This window comes from Undibacterium sp. RuTC16W, assembly GCF_049339445.1.
Lineage (GTDB): Bacteria > Pseudomonadota > Gammaproteobacteria > Burkholderiales > Burkholderiaceae_D > Undibacterium.
In genome coordinates, this window is the sequence record NZ_JBMPPE010000010.1 from 64,504 (window position 1) to 84,766 (window position 20,263).

Below are 20,263 nucleotides of genomic sequence, written 5' to 3' on the forward strand. Positions count from 1 at the left end.
TTTTCACAAGAATTTTGCGGGTCATTTATGCCAACACCGAAAACCAAAGTCATCGATTTCAAGCAAGGGCAGGAAGAGTTGCGCAACACCCTGCGTCAGGGCATGCTCGACGCGGCAACCCGCTTGCTGGTCGAAGAAGGCGCGGCAGCACTAACCGTGCGCAAGGTCGCCGATGCGGTGAATTGCTCCACCACTTTGTTGTATTCGCTGTTCGGCGGTAAAGACGGATTGTCTAATGCGCTGTATCTGGAAGGGTTTAGCCGCCTGATCCAGGATTTCACGCAATACGAGGCTAGTCTGCCCGTCGCAAAAAAAACCCACGGACTCGATCGGATCTGGATGTACGCAACCAATTATCACGATTACGCCAGACGCAACCCCAGCTATTACATGGTGATGTTCGGCGATGCGATTGCCGGATTTGTGCCGCCGCTGGAATCACGGGTCGCAGCATGGGAATCATTCACGCCGCTGATTAATGAATTTGAGCATTGCATGCAAGAAGGCAGCTTGCCCAAATCCAGTCCGAGTGCCGCGGCCCGCTTGTTGTGGGCGGCAATGCACGGTGTGATCAGTCTGGAGCTCAAAGGCTATTACCTGAAAAAAGAACACTCGGATGAGCTCTACCGTGCCGCCATCCGGGCGGTGCTGCATTCGTTAAAACACCCTGAATAAAGCTTTCTGAATCTGATACGGCGAATTAGTTTGTCTGGCAATTTTTGCGCTACATTCTTACGCCATTTGTATCCACATTATCGGCACTATCAGCTACATCACTAACAACCAAAAATCGCCCACGATCACCCACGATCATCATCTCCGGAGACCCTATGACTTACCAATGTTTTGACTTCAGCATCAAGGACAAAGTCGCTCATCTGCAATTGAACCGGCCTGCCAGTATGAACACGATGCAGCCGGTATTTTTTCGTGAGCTGGTGAGTATTCTGAGCACTCTGCAACGCGAAGCATCGGCACGGGCGCTGGTGATTTCATCAACGGGTAAACACTTCACTGCCGGAATGGCGCTCGACGTATTCGCAGGTGGTGGTGTAAGTCTGGATGACGCCACCGCGGTTGGTCGCGCCAATATCACGCTGGTGCTGCAAGACATGCATCACTCTTTTAATCTGATCGAGCAATTACGCATGCCGGTCATCAGTGCGATTCATGGCGGCTGTATCGGTGGCGGCGTCGATCTGATCTGCGCGAGCGATATCCGGCTCGCCAGCGCGGATGCTTTTTTCTGCATCCAGGAAATCAATATCGGGATGACTGCGGATCTCGGTACCTTACAGCGCTTACCTAAACTGATCCCCGAGGGCATCGTGCATGAAATGGCCTATACCGGTCGCCGCCTGCCCGCCCAGCGCGCGCTCGCGGTCGGGCTGGTGAACGAAGTGTTCGACAGCCGGGAATTAATGATAGAAGCCGCACTGCACATGGCTGCCGAAATCGCCACCAAACCGCCGGTAGCGATCTGGGGCAGCAAACAGGCGATCCATTATGCACGCGACCATTCGACTCACGATGCCTTGCAACAAATGGGCTGGCTGCAATCGGGCATCTGGCAAAGCAGCAACCTGATGGAGGCGTTTATGGCGAAACAGCAAGGCCGGCCAACAGACTATGCAGATCTGGCACCGGTCAGTGCTTTTGAAGATGCGCCTTATCAGTTGAAATAAGCATACTCATCCGGCTCAGCCACTGGTAGTCTCAAGTAGTGAAACAGACTTGGCAATTCAGGACACTAGTAAAATATAGCTATCCACCAGCGAGGCGATCATGGCAGAAAACAAAACCAGGCAAAACGATCTGAGCGTCAGCGACTACGTTGACGCAATCACTGATCCGGTTCGCCGGCAGGATTGCCTGACGCTGATTGAGCTGATGTCTGTAGCGACAGGACATCAAGCGAGAATGTGGGGAACCAGCATCGTCGGTTTTGACACGCGCCACTACCGGTACGAGAGCGGGCGGGAAGGCGATATTTGCCTGATCGGTTTTGCATCGCGCAAACAGGATCTGGCGCTGTATCTGACATTGGGGGCGGGTGGCTGCGATGATTTGCTGGCGGATCTGGGCAAACACAAGCTGGGTAAGGGATGTTTGTATATCAAACGTCTGTCGGAGATAGATCTCTCTAGTCTGACCAGCATCATTGAACAAACTGTCATCCGCATCAGACAGTCGGCCTGATGGCTTATGCGGTAAGTGTCATGAGTATCACTCATGCACTGCAAGCCCGGCAAACCGTGAAAAGTGGTTGCATTGTATTGCATCGCATCCCCATCGCTTATGATGAGTCTCACTCTCCACTCATCGCTGCCAATTTTATCGACATGACTCGTCTCCTTACCTCATGCCTGCCTGCACGGTGTCCGGTTAAAGCTACAGTGCCGCGCTTAGACAAAGTCCCTGAATGACGATGTCTCATACTCTGAAAGGCATCTTCCGTCCGCGCATCACCCTGCAAACCCTGACGCGTGGCGATGGTTTATTAGGTATGAAACCGACCGGCACCTTCGGACCACGCGGCGGCAGTGTGACGGTTATCCAGATTGACTGGCTCTACACCACAGACACGGGAGTGCGCTGGCAGACGTCGGCACCGACCACTTTACTCAACCGCCGCCCGCATTCCACACAGGACCTGCTTGACGCAGAAGGACAACCCGTCGTGTTGCTACGCGATCTCGGCGCGGAAGCGGATGCGCTGGATCAGGTCTGGGATCTGCATTTGCACCCCCTGCCCGCAGCAAGTCTGCAGTGGCGCAGTGATGATGCCGCGATACCATTCGGGCCTTTATGGAGCTTGCAGCAAGAAGATTTTTTTGCTGATTTTTGGGCGGAGCGATTGCCGGCACTGCAAGCGCTTGGCTGGTCCGTAGTCCTCCATCCAGGCTTCGCGCATGAGAGCGTGCCTGTCGATGCCTGGCATCTGATCATCGATCAAGAGACCGGTGAAATAAGCGGTAAAGAAGTGGCATCGCCCCTGCATGGCTATACCACCGCTATCACACGGCTAGGGCTGCCAGCACGTGAGGGATCGTGGCTTCTCAGCCTGGGGATAGAAATCGACGGCCAGGTACTGGATCTGGTTCCCATGCTGGCGAATCTGATACAGCGCGATGCCCGCTGGTTGAGCGCGGCGCAAGTCGCTGCGATTGACGATCTGGCCGTGATCCAGTTACGGGCGCCGGGTGGCAAGCGGATCGATGCGCTGGCAGCTCCGCTCAAAGCGATTGTCATGCACATGCTGGAATTGCTGACCGATGAAAAACGTCTGCAAGATAAACTGCAAGGTCCCCTGCAGTTATCCACCTGGGATGCCCAAAGAATAGAAGCACTGCGCCTGAGTTTGTTAGAGAGTCAGGCCGCGCGCGCCGGTGTGCATGGCGGCTGGCAATTGCAAGGTGAATCCGGCTTGCGCACGCTGGCAAGACGTCTGCAAGCCGTTGGTCAGCCACAAGCGATCAACGCACCTCCGGGCCTGGGCATTACGCTGCGACCGTATCAATTGCATGGCGTCGCCTGGCTACAATATTTACGGGCGAATCATCTGGCGGGTATTTTGGCGGATGACATGGGCCTGGGGAAAACTGCACAAGCTCTTGCTCATATTTTGATTGAAAAACAGGCTGGCAGGCTCGACCATCCGGCGCTAGTCGTCTTACCCACTTCGCTGATCTTTAACTGGCAAGCCGAAGCCCGACGGATAACGCCGGGCTTACGTGTGCTGGCATTACAAGGCTCGCAACGCGCCGATGAATTTGCCAACATCGCAAATGCCGATATCGTGCTGACGACCTATCCGCTACTGTGGCGTGATCTAGCAATGCTGGAAGCGCAGACCTTCCACCTACTACTACTCGATGAAGCCCAGACCGTCAAAAACGCTGCCAGCCGCAGCGCCGATGCCGTACGGCGCTTGCGAGCCCGGCATCGCTTATGCATTACCGGCACGCCGCTGGAAAATCATCTTGGCGAGTTATGGACGCAGTTTGATTTTTTGATGCCGGGTTTTCTTGGCGACATGCGCAGCTTTACCCGCTTATGGCGCAAACCCATCGAAGTCAATGGTGAAACCCTGCGCGCACAACTGCTGGCACAACGCGTGCGGCCCTTTATTTTGCGACGCCGGAAGCAGGATGTCGCCAGCGAATTGCCGCCAAAAACCGAGATCATTAAACGACTCAAACTGAGCGGACAACAACGCGATCTGTATGAGAGCGTGCGAGTCGCTGCCGATGAACAGGTACGCCGTATTTTGCAACGCAAAGGCTTTGCCGGAGCGCAGATCACGATACTCGATGCCTTGCTCAAATTGCGGCAGGTATGTTGCGATCCCTATCTGCTGAAAGGGACAAAAACACCGGACACGATGGAGCGAGCCAAACTCGAACTGCTCAGTGACATGCTGCCCAGTCTGGTGGCCGAAGGCCGCCGTGTGCTGGTATTTTCACAGTTTACAGAAATGCTCGGCCTGATCGCCGGACGACTGACGACGCTGGCATTGCCCCACCTGAGCCTGACCGGCAAAACCCCGACCGCACAACGCGGCAGCATCGTCGCGCAGTTCCAGAACAAGGAGATGCCTGTCATACTGATCAGCCTGAAAGCCGGTGGAGTCGGGCTTAATCTGACAGCGGCTGACACGGTAATTCACATGGATCCGTGGTGGAATCCGGCAGTCGAAGAACAAGCAAGCGCACGCGCTCACCGCATCGGTCAGGAGCAAGCCGTGTTTGTGTATAAGCTGGTGGTCGAAGGCAGTATCGAAGAACGCATTCTCGATCTGCAAGCGCGTAAGGCCGCACTGGCAGAAGGCGTACTGGGCAGCGATGCCGCGCTGGCACCGAAATTTAATGCAGACGATCTGCAGGCGTTGCTGGCGCCTTTGAGCGTGTAATGTCTTTCAATCAGAGCTTACAAATTCTGAAAAGAATAGCATCGAAAACAGAATCCGCTTATTCCATGCGCTTTTCCACGTGTTTTTGGCCCAGAAGCCCCACAGAATATGCGGATTGATTTTTTTAGACTTCTAAAAATCCTTTACTCGATAGAACGATGAACTGATTACTACTGCTACTCCTGTCCTTTCTCTGTGTCTCCGTGTCTCTGTGTCTCTGTGGTGAGAGGTCTTATTTTTTGCGTCACTCCTGTCAATGTGATTTTTTAATGTGAAGGTTATTAGAAATTTCTTTTTTAAGATTTTATTACTCTAGCGCTTACAATTCTTGCAGTCCGATGTCGTAATCGTTCAATACACCAATTTTTTACCCGGGTAGTATGCCTTTCTATGCCAGTAACCGAACTCAATAAAATTCCACAAACCAGCATGTGGCCCGCCAGTGCCCGCTGGGCTGAGCATGTTCTGATGTATGTGGTCAGGGATACGCGAGGCTGTGAACTGAATGAGGTCGAACGTATGAACCATTTTCCTGCGACGCCGTTCTGCTGCATCACCTGGATGCTGGCGGGCGAAACGGAGTTGCGACAGCAAGGAGAACAAGTTCGCGATCAGCGCCTGCCGCGCATCATCCTGGCCGGTTGCCAGAGCCACTATGGAATGACGATGAATATCGGTGAGCGGCATAGCTTTATGGCGGTATTTTTTTCAGATGCGTTTCATCATTTGTTTGAAGTGGATCTGTCCTTACTACAAGACCAGCTTGTCGATGCAACAACGTACCTGAATGCAACTGGAGCAGCTTTATTACAAGCAGTCGCTGTAGCGCCGGATCATGCGCAAAGACGTCGCCTGATTGAGAATTTTGTGGCGCTGCACACCCGGCAACTTGAGAATAGTCCGTGGCTGAGATTGCGGCGTCTTGGTCACAATCTGAGTTTGCATGTGGCCAGTATTTTTGTCGGAGTTGGCGCGCGTCAGATACAACGCAGGGTAAGGCGGGAGACGGGTCTGCCTTTACTAGGTTTGTCTAAATTGTGGCGCGCCAATCGCAGCTATCAACAATTGAAAGAAAATCTGAAACAGGGCAAAGCCTTGAGCTGGGCGGACCATGCCAGCGATCAGGGGTATGCCGATCAATCGCATATGGTCAGGGACTGTAAAGAGATTACCGGTCGTAGTCCGCAGCAAATTTTGAACGATACAAAGAAGAACGAGAACGACTGGATGTACCGCCTGTAGCCGCACTTTCTATTTTTTACTTTCTATTTTTTTGTTGTCTCTGCATTGATATGCAGATTCGTCAATAAGGAGTTTTCATGGATCAAGGACAACGCCTGCATTCGCTCGATAATCTGCGCGCGGTCATGATGTGGCTAGGCATCGTCCTGCACATTGCCGTCATCTACACCGCGGGACCACGCATGCTACCCTGGCACGACAATCAGAGTACGCTGGCGGCAGATTTGCTGGTTGTTGTGATCCATGCATTCCGGATGCCGGTATTTTTTATCGTGGCCGGTTTTTTCGTCGGCATGCAACTGCAGCAGCGCGGGATAGAGGCGATGTTACGTAACCGACTGCGCCGCCTGGCGCTGCCTTTTATCGCGTTCTGGCCGCCGCTGTTTATTGCCTCCGGTTTGATGATCAGTTTATATGTGCACCTGAATCAGTTTGGTACTGTCGGATTTGATACGTCACTGATCCCCCAGATACCGGGTAAGGCGGTCATACATACCCTGCATCTGTGGTTCATCTATTATCTGATGCTGTTTTGCCTGACCGCAGCCGCCGTGCATCGCTTAAGCCAGCATCTGACGGATACACTGAAAACGCGTATCACCCACATCTGGAAAATCCTGTCCTCGGCATGGTGGGGCTTCTTGGTACTAGCCTTGCCACTGGCAATGACGGGAGCCTTCTATCGCGGTGGCGTGGTAGCACCGGGCGGGTCGTTTGTTCCGGATGCGGCAGAGTTCATACACAACGGGCTGTTCTTCGTTTTTGGCTGCTACCTGTATCAGAATCAGTCGGCGGTGTTAACACTTTATGCGCGCTATCGCTGGCGTTATATGCTGGCGGGCTTTGTACTATTGTTTGTATATCTGGCGCTGTTTAAACGCTTTGAAACTCTGCAAGACAGCCTGTTACCGCTCAAGGCGGGGATGGCTTTTTTATATAACGGTGTCAGTTGGTTGTGGTGCTTTGGCATGATCGGTCTGTTTTTACACTACCTGCCCAAACAAAACCGGTTCCTGGCGTATATCGCGGAGAGTTCTTACTGGGTCTATCTGGTCCATCTGGTGATGACCATCGGCTTCGGAGCCTTGCTGTATAACAGCCCGCTCAATGCCGTCGGACGCATCGCTGTCAATATCGGACTGACAAGCGCTGCCTGTCTGCTGAGTTATCAACTGCTGGTAAGACATACCTGGCTAGGCCGATTTTTAAATGGAAAAATCCTGTTTAAAACAGTGAATCCCGCACAGGCTGACGTTATTACCCGGGACTAAGGTACAGCGGGTGCTAATGAAATTACAGGATTTCTGCCACCGTCGCTCAACACAAACTGAGTCACGGTATCGAGGGTGGGTGCCAGAGCGCGTAAAGGCCAGGCCATACTGCCGATCAGGCTGACATGGTTAGTATGAGCGAAGTGAAATTCCTGCACCGGCACACCCGCGGCACGAAGCTTGTTTGCCAAACCCGTCGTATTACGCACGGGATTCACTAATGTATCTTCCAGCGGCGCAATGAGTAGACTGGGCGGCGCACTGGCGCTGACGTGATGAACCGGTTGTGATTCTCTGGGTGTATCGGGATAAAAAAATACCGGACGGGCATCGACATTGGTAATCGGAATAAAGTCGTAGGGTCCGGCTAGTCCGATCAGGCCTCGAAATATTGATGGCTGCATCCCGACTTCTGCCAACCAGCGCGGATCAAGCGCGAGCATTGCCGCGTTATAAGCCCCCGCGCTGTGCCCCATCACAAAAAGACGGGAAGGATCTCCGCCATAACGCTGTATCTCTTTGTTGACATAGGCGATCGCCAGCGCACCATCCTGTATAAAAGTAGGATAACGGACTTGAGGATATAACCGGTAATCTGCCAGCACACAAAGGATGCCGCGTGAGGTGAGCGCCTCTGCGACGAAGAGATAATCTGCACGCTGACCGGAATTCCAGGTTCCGCCATAAAAGAACACCACGACAGGGACGCTACTGCCAGAGGGCACATGAGCCGGAGCATAGATGTCGAGTTTCTGCCGTAGATCTGCTCCGTAAGCAAGGTCCGCCGTCTTGACATAAGCTGAACCGGGTGTCAGGGCATTAATCGTACGCACCGGAGAACAAGCAGCGATCACGCCAAACAAGATCAGGAATGCGCTAAAGGAAAATAGTATTTTGAGCCAGACTGCCACGATACCTCCGACAAGATGTGTACAACTTTATTCGCAGGAAAATCGCTTTTGGTTTCAACAATCTCAAGATTGAGACCGGTGATGCAAGAAATCAGAATTAAGGTGTGCAGATTAATGTTCGCTAATTAATGTGTGCTAACTAACGTGTACTAATTAATACATCGCCTTGCAGGCTTGCAACACCGGATTTGAGCAAATCCGCGACCAGAGAATCGAGCAAAGGATCCAACGGCTCATCGACAAGATGCGCCGACGCTTGCATCAGCCGATGCTGAACTAAGGATTGCCTGATCTGACGGAGCGGCAATTGCTGCGACTCCAGCAGCTGAAAAGCGATCATGACTTTAAGCGCATTCCGCGCATTGCGTCTGGGATCGGCTGATAAATATGCAAGCCGGCTGCGAGCACGATCAATCGCATCTGCCACGTCACTAAACGGCGCGCCATGACCGGGAATGACGATACGGACATCGAGTTTGTCAATCAAGTCCAGCACAGCGGCCTGCTCGGTAAAACCCGATTCAGCTTCCAGCTCGGGGAAAATAACGCCAAAGCCGTTTTGCCATAATGCGTCTGCAGAAATGAGTATGGCTTCGCTGGCGCAGTACAACATCAATGAGTGAGGATCATGCCCGGGAGCCGCCAGCGCCTGCCATGATAAACCGCCCAGATGCAGCTTCTGACCGTGGGACAGGATGCCATCGAAAGTGAAACGCTGGCAACGCTGTCCGGTCGCGCTGAAGGTCAATGCGTCTTCATCCCATGCAGCGACCGCTGCGGCATCTGCCTCCGGAATCAGGGTATGGCAGCGATACGCTTGTTGCAATATCGCGTTACCACCGCAATGATCAGAATGCAGATGAGTGTTGATCAGCAGATCGAGTGGCCGCGCCTGCAATGCATGCTGCACCAGCGCCAGCGTCTGATCAGCGTGGATCATATAGCCGCTATCGACCAGCGCAGCAGATGCAGAATCAGATGCGTCATCAATGAATAAAATATTATTCGACGACAGCCAGCCTCGCTCGAATACCTGCATGCTGGCGGGCAATTCTGGTACTTGTGCGGCGGCTGTTGACATAGAAATTGTCGCTTATTTTGGCTTGATACATTATTCTGAACTAAGTAATCTCAATTAATTAAGTAAGCTCAACTAAGTGCGTTGAACTAATTGATCTCAATTGCCTGATCTGAATTGTTGAACTGTTTGGGTTGTTTGATTTTTTTAAAAAACCTGAGCAAGATCCAGCCTAACCCGGCTCAAACATACGCTGTTTAATCTCGATCCAGACGCGTCGCTTGGCATCATTACTGGCGCGGCTCCACATCGTGATCTCATCAATGCTACGAAAGCAGCCAACGCACCAGCTCCGCGTCTCATTCATTTTACAGATACCAACGCAAGGCGACGGTACCTCATTGACAGCAGCCTGTGCGCTCGTCGGATCGTAATCGTACAAAATACTCATCAGGCGACCCTCAAAGCGATATCTGCTACCGGCGCCTGCGTCATCGCAATCAACTGTGCGGGCGTCAGTTTAAAAACCGCATGCGGATGCCCCGCAGCGGCCCAGACTGCGGCGTATTGAAGCAAGTCCTGGTCGATCAGCATCACTGTTTTTTCGACGTGTCCAATAGGACAAACGCCACCAATCGCGTAGCCAATTTTTTCTTTCACGAACTTCGCATCAGCCTTGCCCAAAGGGCCGACAAGTGCTGCGACTTTGGCCTCATCGACACGGTTGCTGCCGCTGGCAACCACCATCACTGCAGCATTATCGGATAAGCGGCGGAAGACAATCGATTTGGCAATTTCGGCGACACTGCAACCGAGACCGGCAGCAGCCTCGGCGGATGTCTTGCCGGTTTCCGGGAGCATAACGATGGCGTGTTCGTGAGCAAGTTGTTGTAGCAAAACGGCGACGCGCTGTGCTGTATCTGGAAGCGTAGGATGTGATGACATAGTAATTAATTAAACCGAAGTTTTCATTCGACGCACCACGAGTAGACGGGTACACAGTTACTACGGAGTGCTGATGGCGAATTTTCGCTCATCATCTTAAATCGTATCGAAAACATCCGGATGGGCGGAAGAGTATGTTTATAACACAGCAGGTAGTGCCGTGCTCAGGAGTGCGGGAAGTGTTCCGGGATCATCTTGAAAAGCCGAGCTGCCGGGCTTATTCCATGGTGACCGGAGCACCGGCCCAGCTTTGCAGCAACAACAGATGTTCCGGTGCAAAGTCGAAATATTTCATACCGGAGCGGTATTCATTGCCGCTTAAAATATTGTAGCGAACCGTCGCCTTGCAGACGACCTGGGTGCGTTGCGACGCATCGCGCTTCGATGGCACTTCCATCATGATCTGATATGTCTGTCCTTCCTTCAGAACATGAGCGCATTGCAGTTGTATACCTGCCATCGTGAAATCCAGAATTTTGGCCGCAACAATGTTGCCGGGAGCGAGCAAAATCGCAGCGCGCCAGGAAACTTTAGACCGGGGATTTGAACGAGAGTCACTCATGCCACAAATACAGATGTCAAACAAAACAAATAGAATCGGAGCCAATCAGTATCATGAATTAGTCACGGTACATAGTGCGTAGATTGTACCAAATTTCCGCACTGCAAGATGACTGAGTCCAGACTATTTAACATTTAATGGACGCGGGGATAAACTGAATTCTGCTGTTTGCTAAGCTGTCAATTGATCTGAGGTGATCTACAGGGCTTACACAAAAACTAAGACCTCTCACCACGGAGACACAAAGAGAAGGCAGGAGTAAGCTGCTCCATGACATATGGATTCAAGGTTTTTTAGAAGTCCCCTGTGTATTGGCAGGCATCGCGTCACTTTGCGTAAGTCCTGAATAAAATAATATTATTTATTGAACATGACTCAATCAATAGACTTCAATTTATATCAAAGTCTTATTTTTTAACCAGTTTATCGCTCCGCTGCCTGCACGCTTACCCGTGGAAAAACAAGCGGTGAGCAAATAACCGCCTGTCGGTGCTTCCCAGTCCAGCATTTCACCTGCACAAAAAATACCGGGCAAATCTAGCAACATCAACTGATCATTGAGCTCCTCAAACCGCACACCCCCTGCACTGCTGATTGCCTCATCAATCGGCCTTGCCGCGTGCAACACGAGAGGCAAGGCTTTGATCGCTGCGGCCAGCAGAACCGGTTGCTGAAATTGATCCGGAGGCAAGCATTCGCGCAACAAGGCCATCTTTACGGCATCGAGTCCGACTTTCGTTTGTAAGTGGCTTGAAAGCGAGCGTGATCCGCGTGGATGCGTGACCTCTTCTAAAATGCGCTCGGCACTTTTACCCGGTGCCAGATCGAGATGCAGCAGCGCTTTACCCTGGCTCGCAATCCGCTTGCGTATCAAGGCTGATAGTGCATAAATCAGGCTACCTTCTACACCACCGCCGGTAACGACAAACTGCCCCTGACGCACCAAGGACGTACCATCATCCTGAGCGAACTGCACGGCAACCGTCATGAGCGCCTGACCTGCAAATCGCTGCCGGAAGTAGTCCGACCACGTCACATCAAAGCCACAATTTGACGGCGCCAGAGGTGCAACCGCAATACCACGTTGCTGCAGAGGCGCAACCCAGGCTCCGTCCGATCCCAGACGCGCCCAGCTGCCGCCCCCCATTGCCAGCACTACGGTATCAGCGGGGATGATTTTCTCACCATCGGGCGTCGCAAACAGATAATCATTACCGTGCCAGCCCAGCCAGCGATGACGCATATGAAACCGGACTCCGGCTTGACGCAAGCGGTGCAACCAGGCACGCAGGAGAGGTGCGGCTTTCATATCTACGGGGAATACCCGTCCGGAACTACCGACAAAAGTCGCGATGCCCAAACCGTCTGCCCATGCCCGCAATTCCTGCGCGCCAAATTCTGTGAGCATCGCACTTAAATCCGCCTGGCGCTCACGATAACGGGTATGGAACGCACCAACTGGTTCTGAGTGGGTGAGATTCATACCGCCCTTTCCGGCCAATAAAAACTTGCGCCCGACCGACGGCATCGCATCATACACATCCACCTGAATACCGGCAGCCGCCATGGTTTCTGCAGCCATTAAACCAGCTGGTCCACCGCCAATGACGATGACTCCTGGCGATGCAGATCGCGTATTTTTTTCATCATTTTTCATGCGCGAATTGTAATTCTATTTCACCATTTCAGGAACAATCCCGGATTGTCCATCATCTCGCCAGCGCCATCAGGTCGCACAAAACAAGAAGGGCAATCAGTTGCCTGATCGCCCTTCTCGCGGTAGCCGATTAACTCGTCAACTCATGTAGCCAAACATACGCGACGTGGTTTATTTTGCCCAGATTCTCTGATACTGGCTGCGATAATCATTACTCGGATCAAAGACGTTTTTCGGGCCACCGTCATACGCGATATTTTGCGCGGTGACCAGATGTACCGGTGTGATATAACCGCTAGGAGCCACATCTGAGAAGGCGCGGTTGAGTTCATCAACCAATTGCCAGCCGTGCATAAACAGAGGCTCCGGCACTGTACCGATTTGCAATGAACTGGCACGAATACGTTTGAAAGCACCGCTTGATCCATCGCCTGCCGATAAACCCGCCACCTTATTCGTCGCGATCAGCGCAGCGATAGCGGGCCGTTCCATTAAATCAAAATACATATCGTTCACACCGATTGCGTGAGTCCATTTGGCACCAAATTTCTTGGTCAGGTTCTCGACTACATGCTGCATTTTGGCGCCAGCTTCTGCGACAGGAACATCCTCTACACTTAACAGACGGCAGCTTTCGCATTGCTTAATGATTTCAACAATCGCCTTTGATTTTTCGACAGAGTAAGGATTTGAGGTATCCGAAAAAACCACAATACCGGCTTTACTATTGGATTCGACCACACCGTACAAGGCGGCGATCTGCGCAGCTTCTTTTGGATTCGACGTCACATTCGTGAACAATCCGTCAGTAGGACCGCTCTTCACAGAAGCATGCCAGCCAACGACAGGAACTTTAGCATTGGCTGCCGCAGCAAGACCCTTAGCCTGACTAGCAGCGTCAACACCAGCGAGAATAATACCGTTTGGCGACATATCCAGTGCCTGACTCACGATGGCGGCACCCTGATTGCAGCGACCACGACAATCGATGTACAGGATTTCCCAGCCAGCACCGTTGATCGCTTCTTTCACGCCGTTAAACAGACCCGCGATACTCGGATCGCTGAGATCGGAGGCAATGAATACAATCTTTTTCTTTTTCAATAATTTAGGCCCGTCAACCGGACCTTCCCAACGAGTCTTCAATGCGGCAGCTTTTGCTACTTTCGCATTCGCACGGCTCAGGAACTGCATAGGATTTTCCTGCGCTACAGCATCGGTAATCAGACAAAAAGCAACAAGCAACACGGTCAGGCACTTACTTTGGATAGCAGTCATGATTCTGGGTCGGTCAAGTTAAGAGGAAAAACCGGCATGTCTTTTTATTTTTTGAGACATCCGCACCACGAATGAAACTTTTTTTACAAATGCGGAACGATTATTGCAGAAAATTGTCCCAAGTAAATAGAGTTTCACTACCAAGCAGCGGCCATTGAATTTTATTTCATTTTACTGAAGCAGTACTACATTATATTTGGTGCAAAGCAACATTTCCCATGATAAATACCAAAATCAGTGGTTGCAGCGCGACACAATTTTCCTGCTGATACTCACTGATTTGGTGAATATTTTGATGTAATGGCATGCCTGATCCAACGGTATCACTCTCTGCTGATGTCCGCTTTATTTTTCCATTTTTATTGCCGGTTTATCGCTTATTGATTACTTATTTATTGCCAGTAAATATCGCCGGATCCTGATTTTGTCAGTTGGCGTTTTGCCGGATTACCGTAGACTCTGACGTCGCCACTACCACTCAACTGACCTTTGATTTCTTGTGTTGCCGTAATTTTGGCGTCGGATGAGCCACTAAGACTGATGCTAGCCTGGTTGCTTTTCAAGCCAGCCGCATCCAGATTACCTGAGCCGCTTAATTTTGCACGCAATACTTTGGTTTGCCCCTTGACCATGACATCGCCGGAACCCATCACGCTGATGTCCACATTCTCGCAGACAGCCAGAGCCATCTTCATATCACCGCTGCCGACAATGCTGGCCAGTACGTCCTGGAAGTCACTATCAAACTGCAAGTCACCGGAACCACGAATGGAGACATCGATTTTTTTCCCGCGAAAACCCTTCACACTTGCATCGCCACTGCCCTGCATCTGTAATTTTTCCAGTGCTGGCAAGGCCATCTCTAACTGCAAAGGCTGACGGATCATAACGAACATGCCTCGGGTACCGATATATAAGGTATTGCCTTCGATCCGGGTAGTCACGCGTGACAGCATCGAGGATTCGCCACGCACCATCAGTTCCGGTGTGGCAGCCTGCCTGAGCACCAGATCAATAGGGCCATTCATGACGATATTGATGACACCCGCATCGACGGTACGCGTCTCACTCGATACAGAGGCGCTGGAGCTGGCAGCGGGAGCGCCTGCATGCGCCCGCATCACCGCCGTGCTGATGGCGATCAGGACGATGGCCATCAATAACATTCCTACCGCGGTTTTAACTAAATTTTTCATGATGATTCTCCTTTGAGGAATAATTCAATCAAGCATTCGCTGGAATACGGAGCAAAGATATATTCCATTGCAGGTAATTTTTAAAACCAACGAAGGTATATCGGGTCATCAGTAAACTCAGCAAGAACAGAGCGATGCCACCCAGCAAAATACCGATGCCCTGAACAGCGTTGTAGCGGCGTAATTTGTTTTCCACATTGACTTCGACACGACCAGGCGCAACTGTCGATACACTGGCAGATGCGACCTCAGAACCGCCGAGTACGGCGACGGCGACAGGGTTGCCGGCCGTAGTTGCTGATGCTGAAGCAGATACTGCGCTAGCAGGGGGTTTTTCCAGATTTTTCCCTTGCGCCTTTTCTTGTACTTTTCCTTGTACTTTTCCTTGTACTTTGTCTTGTTCCTCAACCATGATCCCCGAGGACGAAATATCGACCTTGAATCCATCATTAGAGCGAGAATGAATACGTACGTCGTCGCCGTCGTCCACCATGACCTCATAACGATGCGAAGGCATATTGACTTTGAAGTGCTCGACACCCGACAAGCTACCCGCAGTAATCACAATACCCGCAACATAAAAAACCATTGAAGCAACAAATGCCGTAAATAACATGCTGGCATACACCATCGCCGGAATGATCATGAAGAAGTTAAACACCATCACGCCGATCAGAGACACAAACAGGGCAGCGAGATTGGACGGACTGGCTTGCTGTTTAAATGCATCCAGACGCTGTTTGCTGCGCTTTTGTGCGGCAACCAGTTGAGGACTTGGCAAGCTGGCCACAACTTGCTCCTCGGTGCGCCCTTCCATCATGGCATTAACGAATTTCGCTTCGTAATCCCACATCGTTTCTTCAATCACGATGGCAGGCAAACCTTGCAAGGCTTGCTTGAGTGAATTCATATAATCGGCTTTGTTCATGTCTTATCTCCCTGATCACTTTGCGATGAATACCTCATCGGATTGAGGCAAATTGGATTGCGTAGGGTGACTTTAAGCAAACGCCAGAGGCAAGACCAGCAGGATGCGACAGTGCGCAGAAATGGGGGAACAGATGGCAGGGATCAGCGACAGAATGAGTGCGTTCGAGCGCTCTTAACAAGCTCTGCCAGCGATGAGCGCCCTACAGATACTAGCGATGGGCAGCATTACGCCTTGCAATCCAGGCATCTACTATGGCGCTGACCTCAGCTGGGTTATGCAAACCCAGCTTAGTACGGCGCCACAATATATCTTGTGCCGTGCAGGCCCATTCGCGATGAATCAAATACTCGGCTTCGGCCTCATACAAGCCCTCAACAATTTGCTGACCCATGGCGGCCAGAGACTGTCGCCCCTCCAGTAGCTTGCGGATACGTGTGCCGTAAGCGCGGGCATAACGGTGCAATAGCGCAGGAGGAAGCCAGGGATATTCGTCAGCGAGTTGATGTATGAAGCGATCAAATTCGAGGACTGCGCGGTTGTCTGGCCGATTGGTAAAAATATCCCCGCCTGGTAAGCAGGCACTGGCCGTCCACGCAGACGGATGCGGCTTGTCGCTCGCGATTACAGGCATCAGCATGTCGACGGCCTCTTCTGCGAGTTTGCGAAACGTGGTTATCTTGCCACCAAACACCGTCAGCATGGGCGCGTCAGCATCGGATAACTCCAGACGATAATCGCGCGTAATCGCTTTGGCATCTACACTGCCGTCATCGACCAGCGGACGCACACCCGCATAAGACCACAGCACATCGGCAGGCTGAATGCTCTGCTGAAAATACAAACTGCTCAGCTCACACAGGTACTGAATTTCATCCGGCTCAATCGCGACCTGATTGATATCGCCGTGATAATCGATATCGGTTGTACCGATCAGCGTAAAGTCATTCTGATAGGGAATGGCAAACACAATCCGGCCATCGGGATGCTGAAAAATATAGGCGTACGGATGCTCGAATAAGCGTTTAACAACAATATGGCTACCCTTTATCAGACGTAAGGTTTTACCTGCCTGATCGGGAGCGACCATCTGCTGAAATTGTGCCGCCCAGGAGCCGCTCGCATTGACCAGGCTCTTCGCACGTACCGTCGTCAGCCGGCCATCGTCATCACGCAATTCGGCCAGCCATGCACCGCTATCTCGTTGCGCCGACAGGCAAACTGTGCGCGTAAGTATCCTTGCGCCACGCTCTGCCGCATCCATCGCATTCAATACGACGAGGCGTGCATCATCAACCCAGCCGTCGGAGTACTCAAATCCCCGAACCAGATGTTGCTGTAGCGGGACACCAGCAGGATGCTGATGAAGTTTGATGGCGAATGACGAAGGAAGCAATTCGCGAGGTGCCAGATAATCATATAAAAACAGCCCGGCACGCAGCATCCATGCGGGTCTCAGGCCTTTCATATGGGGCATGACGAAGCGCAATGGCGTGATAATGTGGGGAGCCGAACGCAATAAAACTTCGCGCTCAATCAGCGATTTTCTGACCAGTCCGAATTCGTAATACTCGAGATAACGCAGGCCGCCATGAATTAATTTGGAAGAAGCAGATGAGGTATGTGAGGCAAGGTCATCTTTCTCACACAGCACCACGGACAGTCCGCGTCCGGCTGCGTCCCGTGCGATACCGGCACCATTGATGCCTCCACCGACGACCAGCACATCACTGTCGATTACGGCTGAAGGCTTGGACGGGATACTCATGGCAGGCGACAAGCTAAGCCTTTTCTACCCGGTTACGGCCATTATGTTTAGCGCGATACAGGGCAGCGTCAGCGCGGCTCATCATTGATTTCAGATCGTCGCCATCCTGAATATGGGTAACACCAAAACTCATGGTGACGTGCAAACCTGCAGCAAGCCGGGACCAGTCAAACGCTTCAATCGCTTTGCGGATACGTTCACAGGCCTCCACCGATTTGGCGGTCCTGTCCAGTACCAGAGCGAATTCTTCTCCTCCGATACGGGCTGCCAGATCGCCGGAACGCAGGCAAGACTGTATCAGGTGGCCGACCTCACGCAATACGTCGTCACCGACCAGATGCGAATAACCGTCATTCACTTTTTTAAAGAAATCGATATCACACATCGCGAATGCGACATTAGTCACGCGGCCTGTCAGGCGTTGCAACATTTTTTCTTCAAGGGCGCGACGATTTGGTAATCCCGTCAGAGCGTCCTCATGTACCTGGACTCGCAGAGTACGGTTGAAATCCTCTAGCTGATCTACCCGTGTTTTATGAACACTGGCCTCTTTCTGCGCCCGTTCCAGATCCATTTTTGCAGCAAAAATCTGCGCGCTGATCTGGGCGCGCTGATCGCGGGATTTCAAGGTAACGCTATGAAATTCTTTATACACTTTCAGCGCAGCATCAAATTCACGACTTGCCTCATAGACCGTCGATAAAATCTTCAGCAGATCCCCCATGAAAGGATAATTGCCGATATGCAAAGCGGATTCGCGCGCTTCCAGCATGCATTGGATGGCTTCGGCAATCTGCCCCAGGTGTAAACGCAGAGCACCGATGCGAACCTTGATGTCGAGTTCTTCTTTCGCAAAACCATGTCCGGATGCACGGTTCAGCCCAGTTGCCAGCTCTTCCAGAGCAAGACTATAAAAACCGCGTTCTTCCAGCGCATGCGCAAGGGTCTCTGTGGCTAATAACTGCGTTCGCAGCAGGGAACCGGACTGTGCATGCTCAAGCGATTCACGTGCCAGACGGATCGCCTCGTCCAGCATGCCAAACGGCGGCGACGCATTATCTTCTTTCAAAGCTTCAAAATAAATGACGAGATTATCTGCCCAATTATTTTTGACCCTTGCCAAACCGTCCTGATCATCATGACGCAGGCATAATTCAAGCGCCTCTGCATACATCAGGGCACCACGCTCAAACTGCTGGGTATAGGTAAAAACCAACCCCAACGTAATCAGTATCTGGGCAAATTTTTTGGGATTATCAACCTCACGACCAATCGCCAGCGCTTTTTCACCATACTGCAATGCGCTGTGGGTATCACCGAAGATGACAAAAGTCCTGGCCAAGCCATGGAATACATCGGCTTTCAATGAGGTGCTGTTGTTGCGCTCGGCGAACTCCAGTGCGGATTCGAAGTCTCGCACCCCCAGAGGGTCGTTGAGCATGAGACGGCAATTACCGAGCTTGCAATAAAGATCGCCCAGCAATTTGGGATCGGTATGACGATCTGCCTGCCGGATCGCTTCCAGCAACACCACAACGGTCTTGGCAGGTTCACTCTCGATCATGGCATCCGTCTGCTGGCTTAACACAGACAGGGCATTATCGACCTCAGTGGCAGGCAAATCGAATCGATTAGACAAAATGTCACTCCAGTTCGTCAGCGAATAAGGCGTGCTATACGGTACATAGTAAGCCATTCTTGATTGGATTTTGCAGAATTTATATGTTGCCCGTCATACCCGGCCCTGCCATCCGGAACGCTTACGCCGCCGCGTTCAATAAATCCATCATCGCCTGATCGATCTTCATCGCTCTGGCTGGTGGAATCACCAGTGTCGTAATCTGTTTCAAATCAGCATGCGGCAAATCACCGAGGCGCAACCTATCTATACGGGTTTGCTCCAGCGGATGAGTTGCCGCCTCGTACAAAATCACCTCATGATCAAGCAGATAATCCCGCGCCAGCTTATCCACCAGCAACTGCAAACGCTGGGTACTGGTATCAAAACGCTTCAAACTCAAATCCCCGGCAATACCCGGTTGCCACAGGATCAGCAAAGCACTCGGATCGATGGTGCGCTGGTAGATCATGAACTGCGTCGCCTCCATTGATTGCATGCCATGTTTACCCGGATCAATACCGATATCGGCAACCAGACAATCCTCGGCAGAAATACCAGGCTCCATATGGGCACTGAATCCCTCAGCCCGCGCATCCGCAATTGCCATGTGCGAGATACAGGCAAAAATCCCGGGATGCCCATAAAATGCGGCGCACACATTTTTACCTGCGCGCAACTCCGCCAGAATCGTGTCTGCCATGCGGCGATAGGTATCACGACGGTCTTTACCCTCTTCATCACAGTCAGAGTAATAACCCAGCAGGCATACGTATTCTTTCGCAATTCCCTGTAACCATTTTCGGGCAAAAATATTCGGCACTGCGGCAACAACGACATCAGAGGTTTCAATATAACTCTGGGCTATCGGGGTCAATTGCCCTGCCATACGCATGCCTGTGCCGACGCAGACCAGCTTACCTTTTTTTGTATTTGGCATTAAGTGCTTTGATGTAA

At 51.7% G+C, this 20,263-nt stretch carries 18 protein-coding genes; 6 read left to right on the forward strand and 12 right to left on the reverse strand.

Annotated elements, in window-relative coordinates; genetic code table 11:
- Nucleotides 1–27: 27 nt before the first annotated feature.
- The 6 genes from ACO0K4_RS17070 to ACO0K4_RS17095 all read left to right on the forward strand — a co-directional run bounded on the left by ACO0K4_RS17070 (nt 28) and on the right by ACO0K4_RS17095 (nt 7,425).
- Nucleotides 28–675: a TetR/AcrR family transcriptional regulator gene (locus ACO0K4_RS17070; RefSeq protein ID WP_422957873.1), complete on the forward strand. Its 648-nt coding sequence runs from the start codon at nt 28–30 to the stop codon at nt 673–675.
- Between the two features lie 155 nt (nt 676–830).
- On the forward strand, nt 831–1,685 hold the full coding sequence (locus ACO0K4_RS17075) for an enoyl-CoA hydratase-related protein (RefSeq protein WP_422957874.1): 855 nt from the start codon (nt 831–833) through the stop codon (nt 1,683–1,685).
- 100 nt (nt 1,686–1,785) lie between these two features.
- Nucleotides 1,786–2,199, forward strand: coding sequence for a DUF1801 domain-containing protein (locus tag ACO0K4_RS17080; RefSeq protein WP_422957875.1), 414 nt, complete (start codon nt 1,786–1,788; stop codon nt 2,197–2,199).
- A gap of 229 nt (nt 2,200–2,428) precedes the next feature.
- Nucleotides 2,429–4,912, forward strand: a complete 2,484-nt coding sequence (locus ACO0K4_RS17085; RefSeq protein ID WP_422957876.1) for a DEAD/DEAH box helicase — start codon at nt 2,429–2,431, stop codon at nt 4,910–4,912.
- 390 nt (nt 4,913–5,302) lie between these two features.
- A complete protein-coding gene (locus ACO0K4_RS17090) occupies nt 5,303–6,154 on the forward strand; it encodes a helix-turn-helix domain-containing protein (protein ID WP_422957877.1) in 852 nt (283 codons plus the stop codon).
- Nucleotides 6,155–6,231: 77 nt separating this feature from the next.
- Nucleotides 6,232–7,425, forward strand: a complete 1,194-nt coding sequence (locus tag ACO0K4_RS17095) for an acyltransferase family protein (protein WP_422957878.1) — start codon at nt 6,232–6,234, stop codon at nt 7,423–7,425.
- Here the strand turns inward: ACO0K4_RS17095 and ACO0K4_RS17100 are convergent.
- From ACO0K4_RS17100 to ACO0K4_RS17155, 12 genes are all read right to left on the reverse strand, one after another.
- Nucleotides 7,422–8,336 carry an alpha/beta hydrolase gene (locus tag ACO0K4_RS17100; protein ID WP_422957879.1) on the reverse strand — a complete coding sequence of 305 codons (915 nt, stop codon included), beginning with the start codon at nt 8,334–8,336 and terminating at the stop codon, nt 7,422–7,424. The two genes, ACO0K4_RS17095 and ACO0K4_RS17100, sit on opposite strands and share 4 nt — an antisense overlap.
- A 139-nt stretch (nt 8,337–8,475) precedes the next feature.
- A complete protein-coding gene (locus ACO0K4_RS17105; RefSeq protein WP_422957880.1) occupies nt 8,476–9,417 on the reverse strand; it encodes an MBL fold metallo-hydrolase in 942 nt (313 codons plus the stop codon).
- Between the two features lie 169 nt (nt 9,418–9,586).
- Nucleotides 9,587–9,805: a DUF1289 domain-containing protein gene (locus ACO0K4_RS17110; RefSeq protein ID WP_422957881.1), complete on the reverse strand. Its 219-nt coding sequence runs from the start codon at nt 9,803–9,805 to the stop codon at nt 9,587–9,589.
- Nucleotides 9,805–10,299 carry a YbaK/EbsC family protein gene (locus ACO0K4_RS17115; protein ID WP_422957882.1) on the reverse strand — a complete coding sequence of 165 codons (495 nt, stop codon included), beginning with the start codon at nt 10,297–10,299 and terminating at the stop codon, nt 9,805–9,807. Before ACO0K4_RS17115 ends, ACO0K4_RS17110 begins: the two co-directional genes overlap by 1 nt.
- Before the next feature lie 217 nt (nt 10,300–10,516).
- Nucleotides 10,517–10,861 carry a hypothetical protein gene (locus ACO0K4_RS17120; RefSeq protein ID WP_422957883.1) on the reverse strand — a complete coding sequence of 115 codons (345 nt, stop codon included), beginning with the start codon at nt 10,859–10,861 and terminating at the stop codon, nt 10,517–10,519.
- A gap of 394 nt (nt 10,862–11,255) precedes the next feature.
- Nucleotides 11,256–12,518 (reverse strand): TIGR03862 family flavoprotein, encoded by a 1,263-nt coding sequence (locus ACO0K4_RS17125; RefSeq protein ID WP_422957884.1) that lies wholly within the window; start codon nt 12,516–12,518, stop codon nt 11,256–11,258.
- Nucleotides 12,519–12,689: 171 nt separating this feature from the next.
- Nucleotides 12,690–13,796 (reverse strand): substrate-binding domain-containing protein, encoded by a 1,107-nt coding sequence (locus ACO0K4_RS17130; RefSeq protein ID WP_422957885.1) that lies wholly within the window; start codon nt 13,794–13,796, stop codon nt 12,690–12,692.
- A gap of 392 nt (nt 13,797–14,188) precedes the next feature.
- Nucleotides 14,189–14,992, reverse strand: coding sequence for a head GIN domain-containing protein (locus tag ACO0K4_RS17135; RefSeq protein ID WP_422957886.1), 804 nt, complete (start codon nt 14,990–14,992; stop codon nt 14,189–14,191).
- Nucleotides 14,993–15,020: 28 nt separating this feature from the next.
- Nucleotides 15,021–15,920 (reverse strand): DUF1700 domain-containing protein, encoded by a 900-nt coding sequence (locus tag ACO0K4_RS17140; protein ID WP_422957887.1) that lies wholly within the window; start codon nt 15,918–15,920, stop codon nt 15,021–15,023.
- Nucleotides 15,921–16,131: 211 nt separating this feature from the next.
- The gene (gene glpD / locus ACO0K4_RS17145) at nt 16,132–17,688 is read right to left on the reverse strand and encodes a glycerol-3-phosphate dehydrogenase (RefSeq protein ID WP_422957888.1); all 1,557 of its coding nucleotides are present in this window, start codon (nt 17,686–17,688) and stop codon (nt 16,132–16,134) included.
- Between the two features lie 13 nt (nt 17,689–17,701).
- Complete coding sequence (locus ACO0K4_RS17150) at nt 17,702–19,327, reverse strand: diguanylate cyclase domain-containing protein (RefSeq protein ID WP_422957889.1); 1,626 nt, start codon at nt 19,325–19,327, stop codon at nt 17,702–17,704.
- A 121-nt stretch (nt 19,328–19,448) separates the two neighbouring features.
- Nucleotides 19,449–20,246, reverse strand: coding sequence for an SAM-dependent methyltransferase (locus tag ACO0K4_RS17155; protein ID WP_422957890.1), 798 nt, complete (start codon nt 20,244–20,246; stop codon nt 19,449–19,451).
- Nucleotides 20,247–20,263 lie beyond the last annotated feature (17 nt).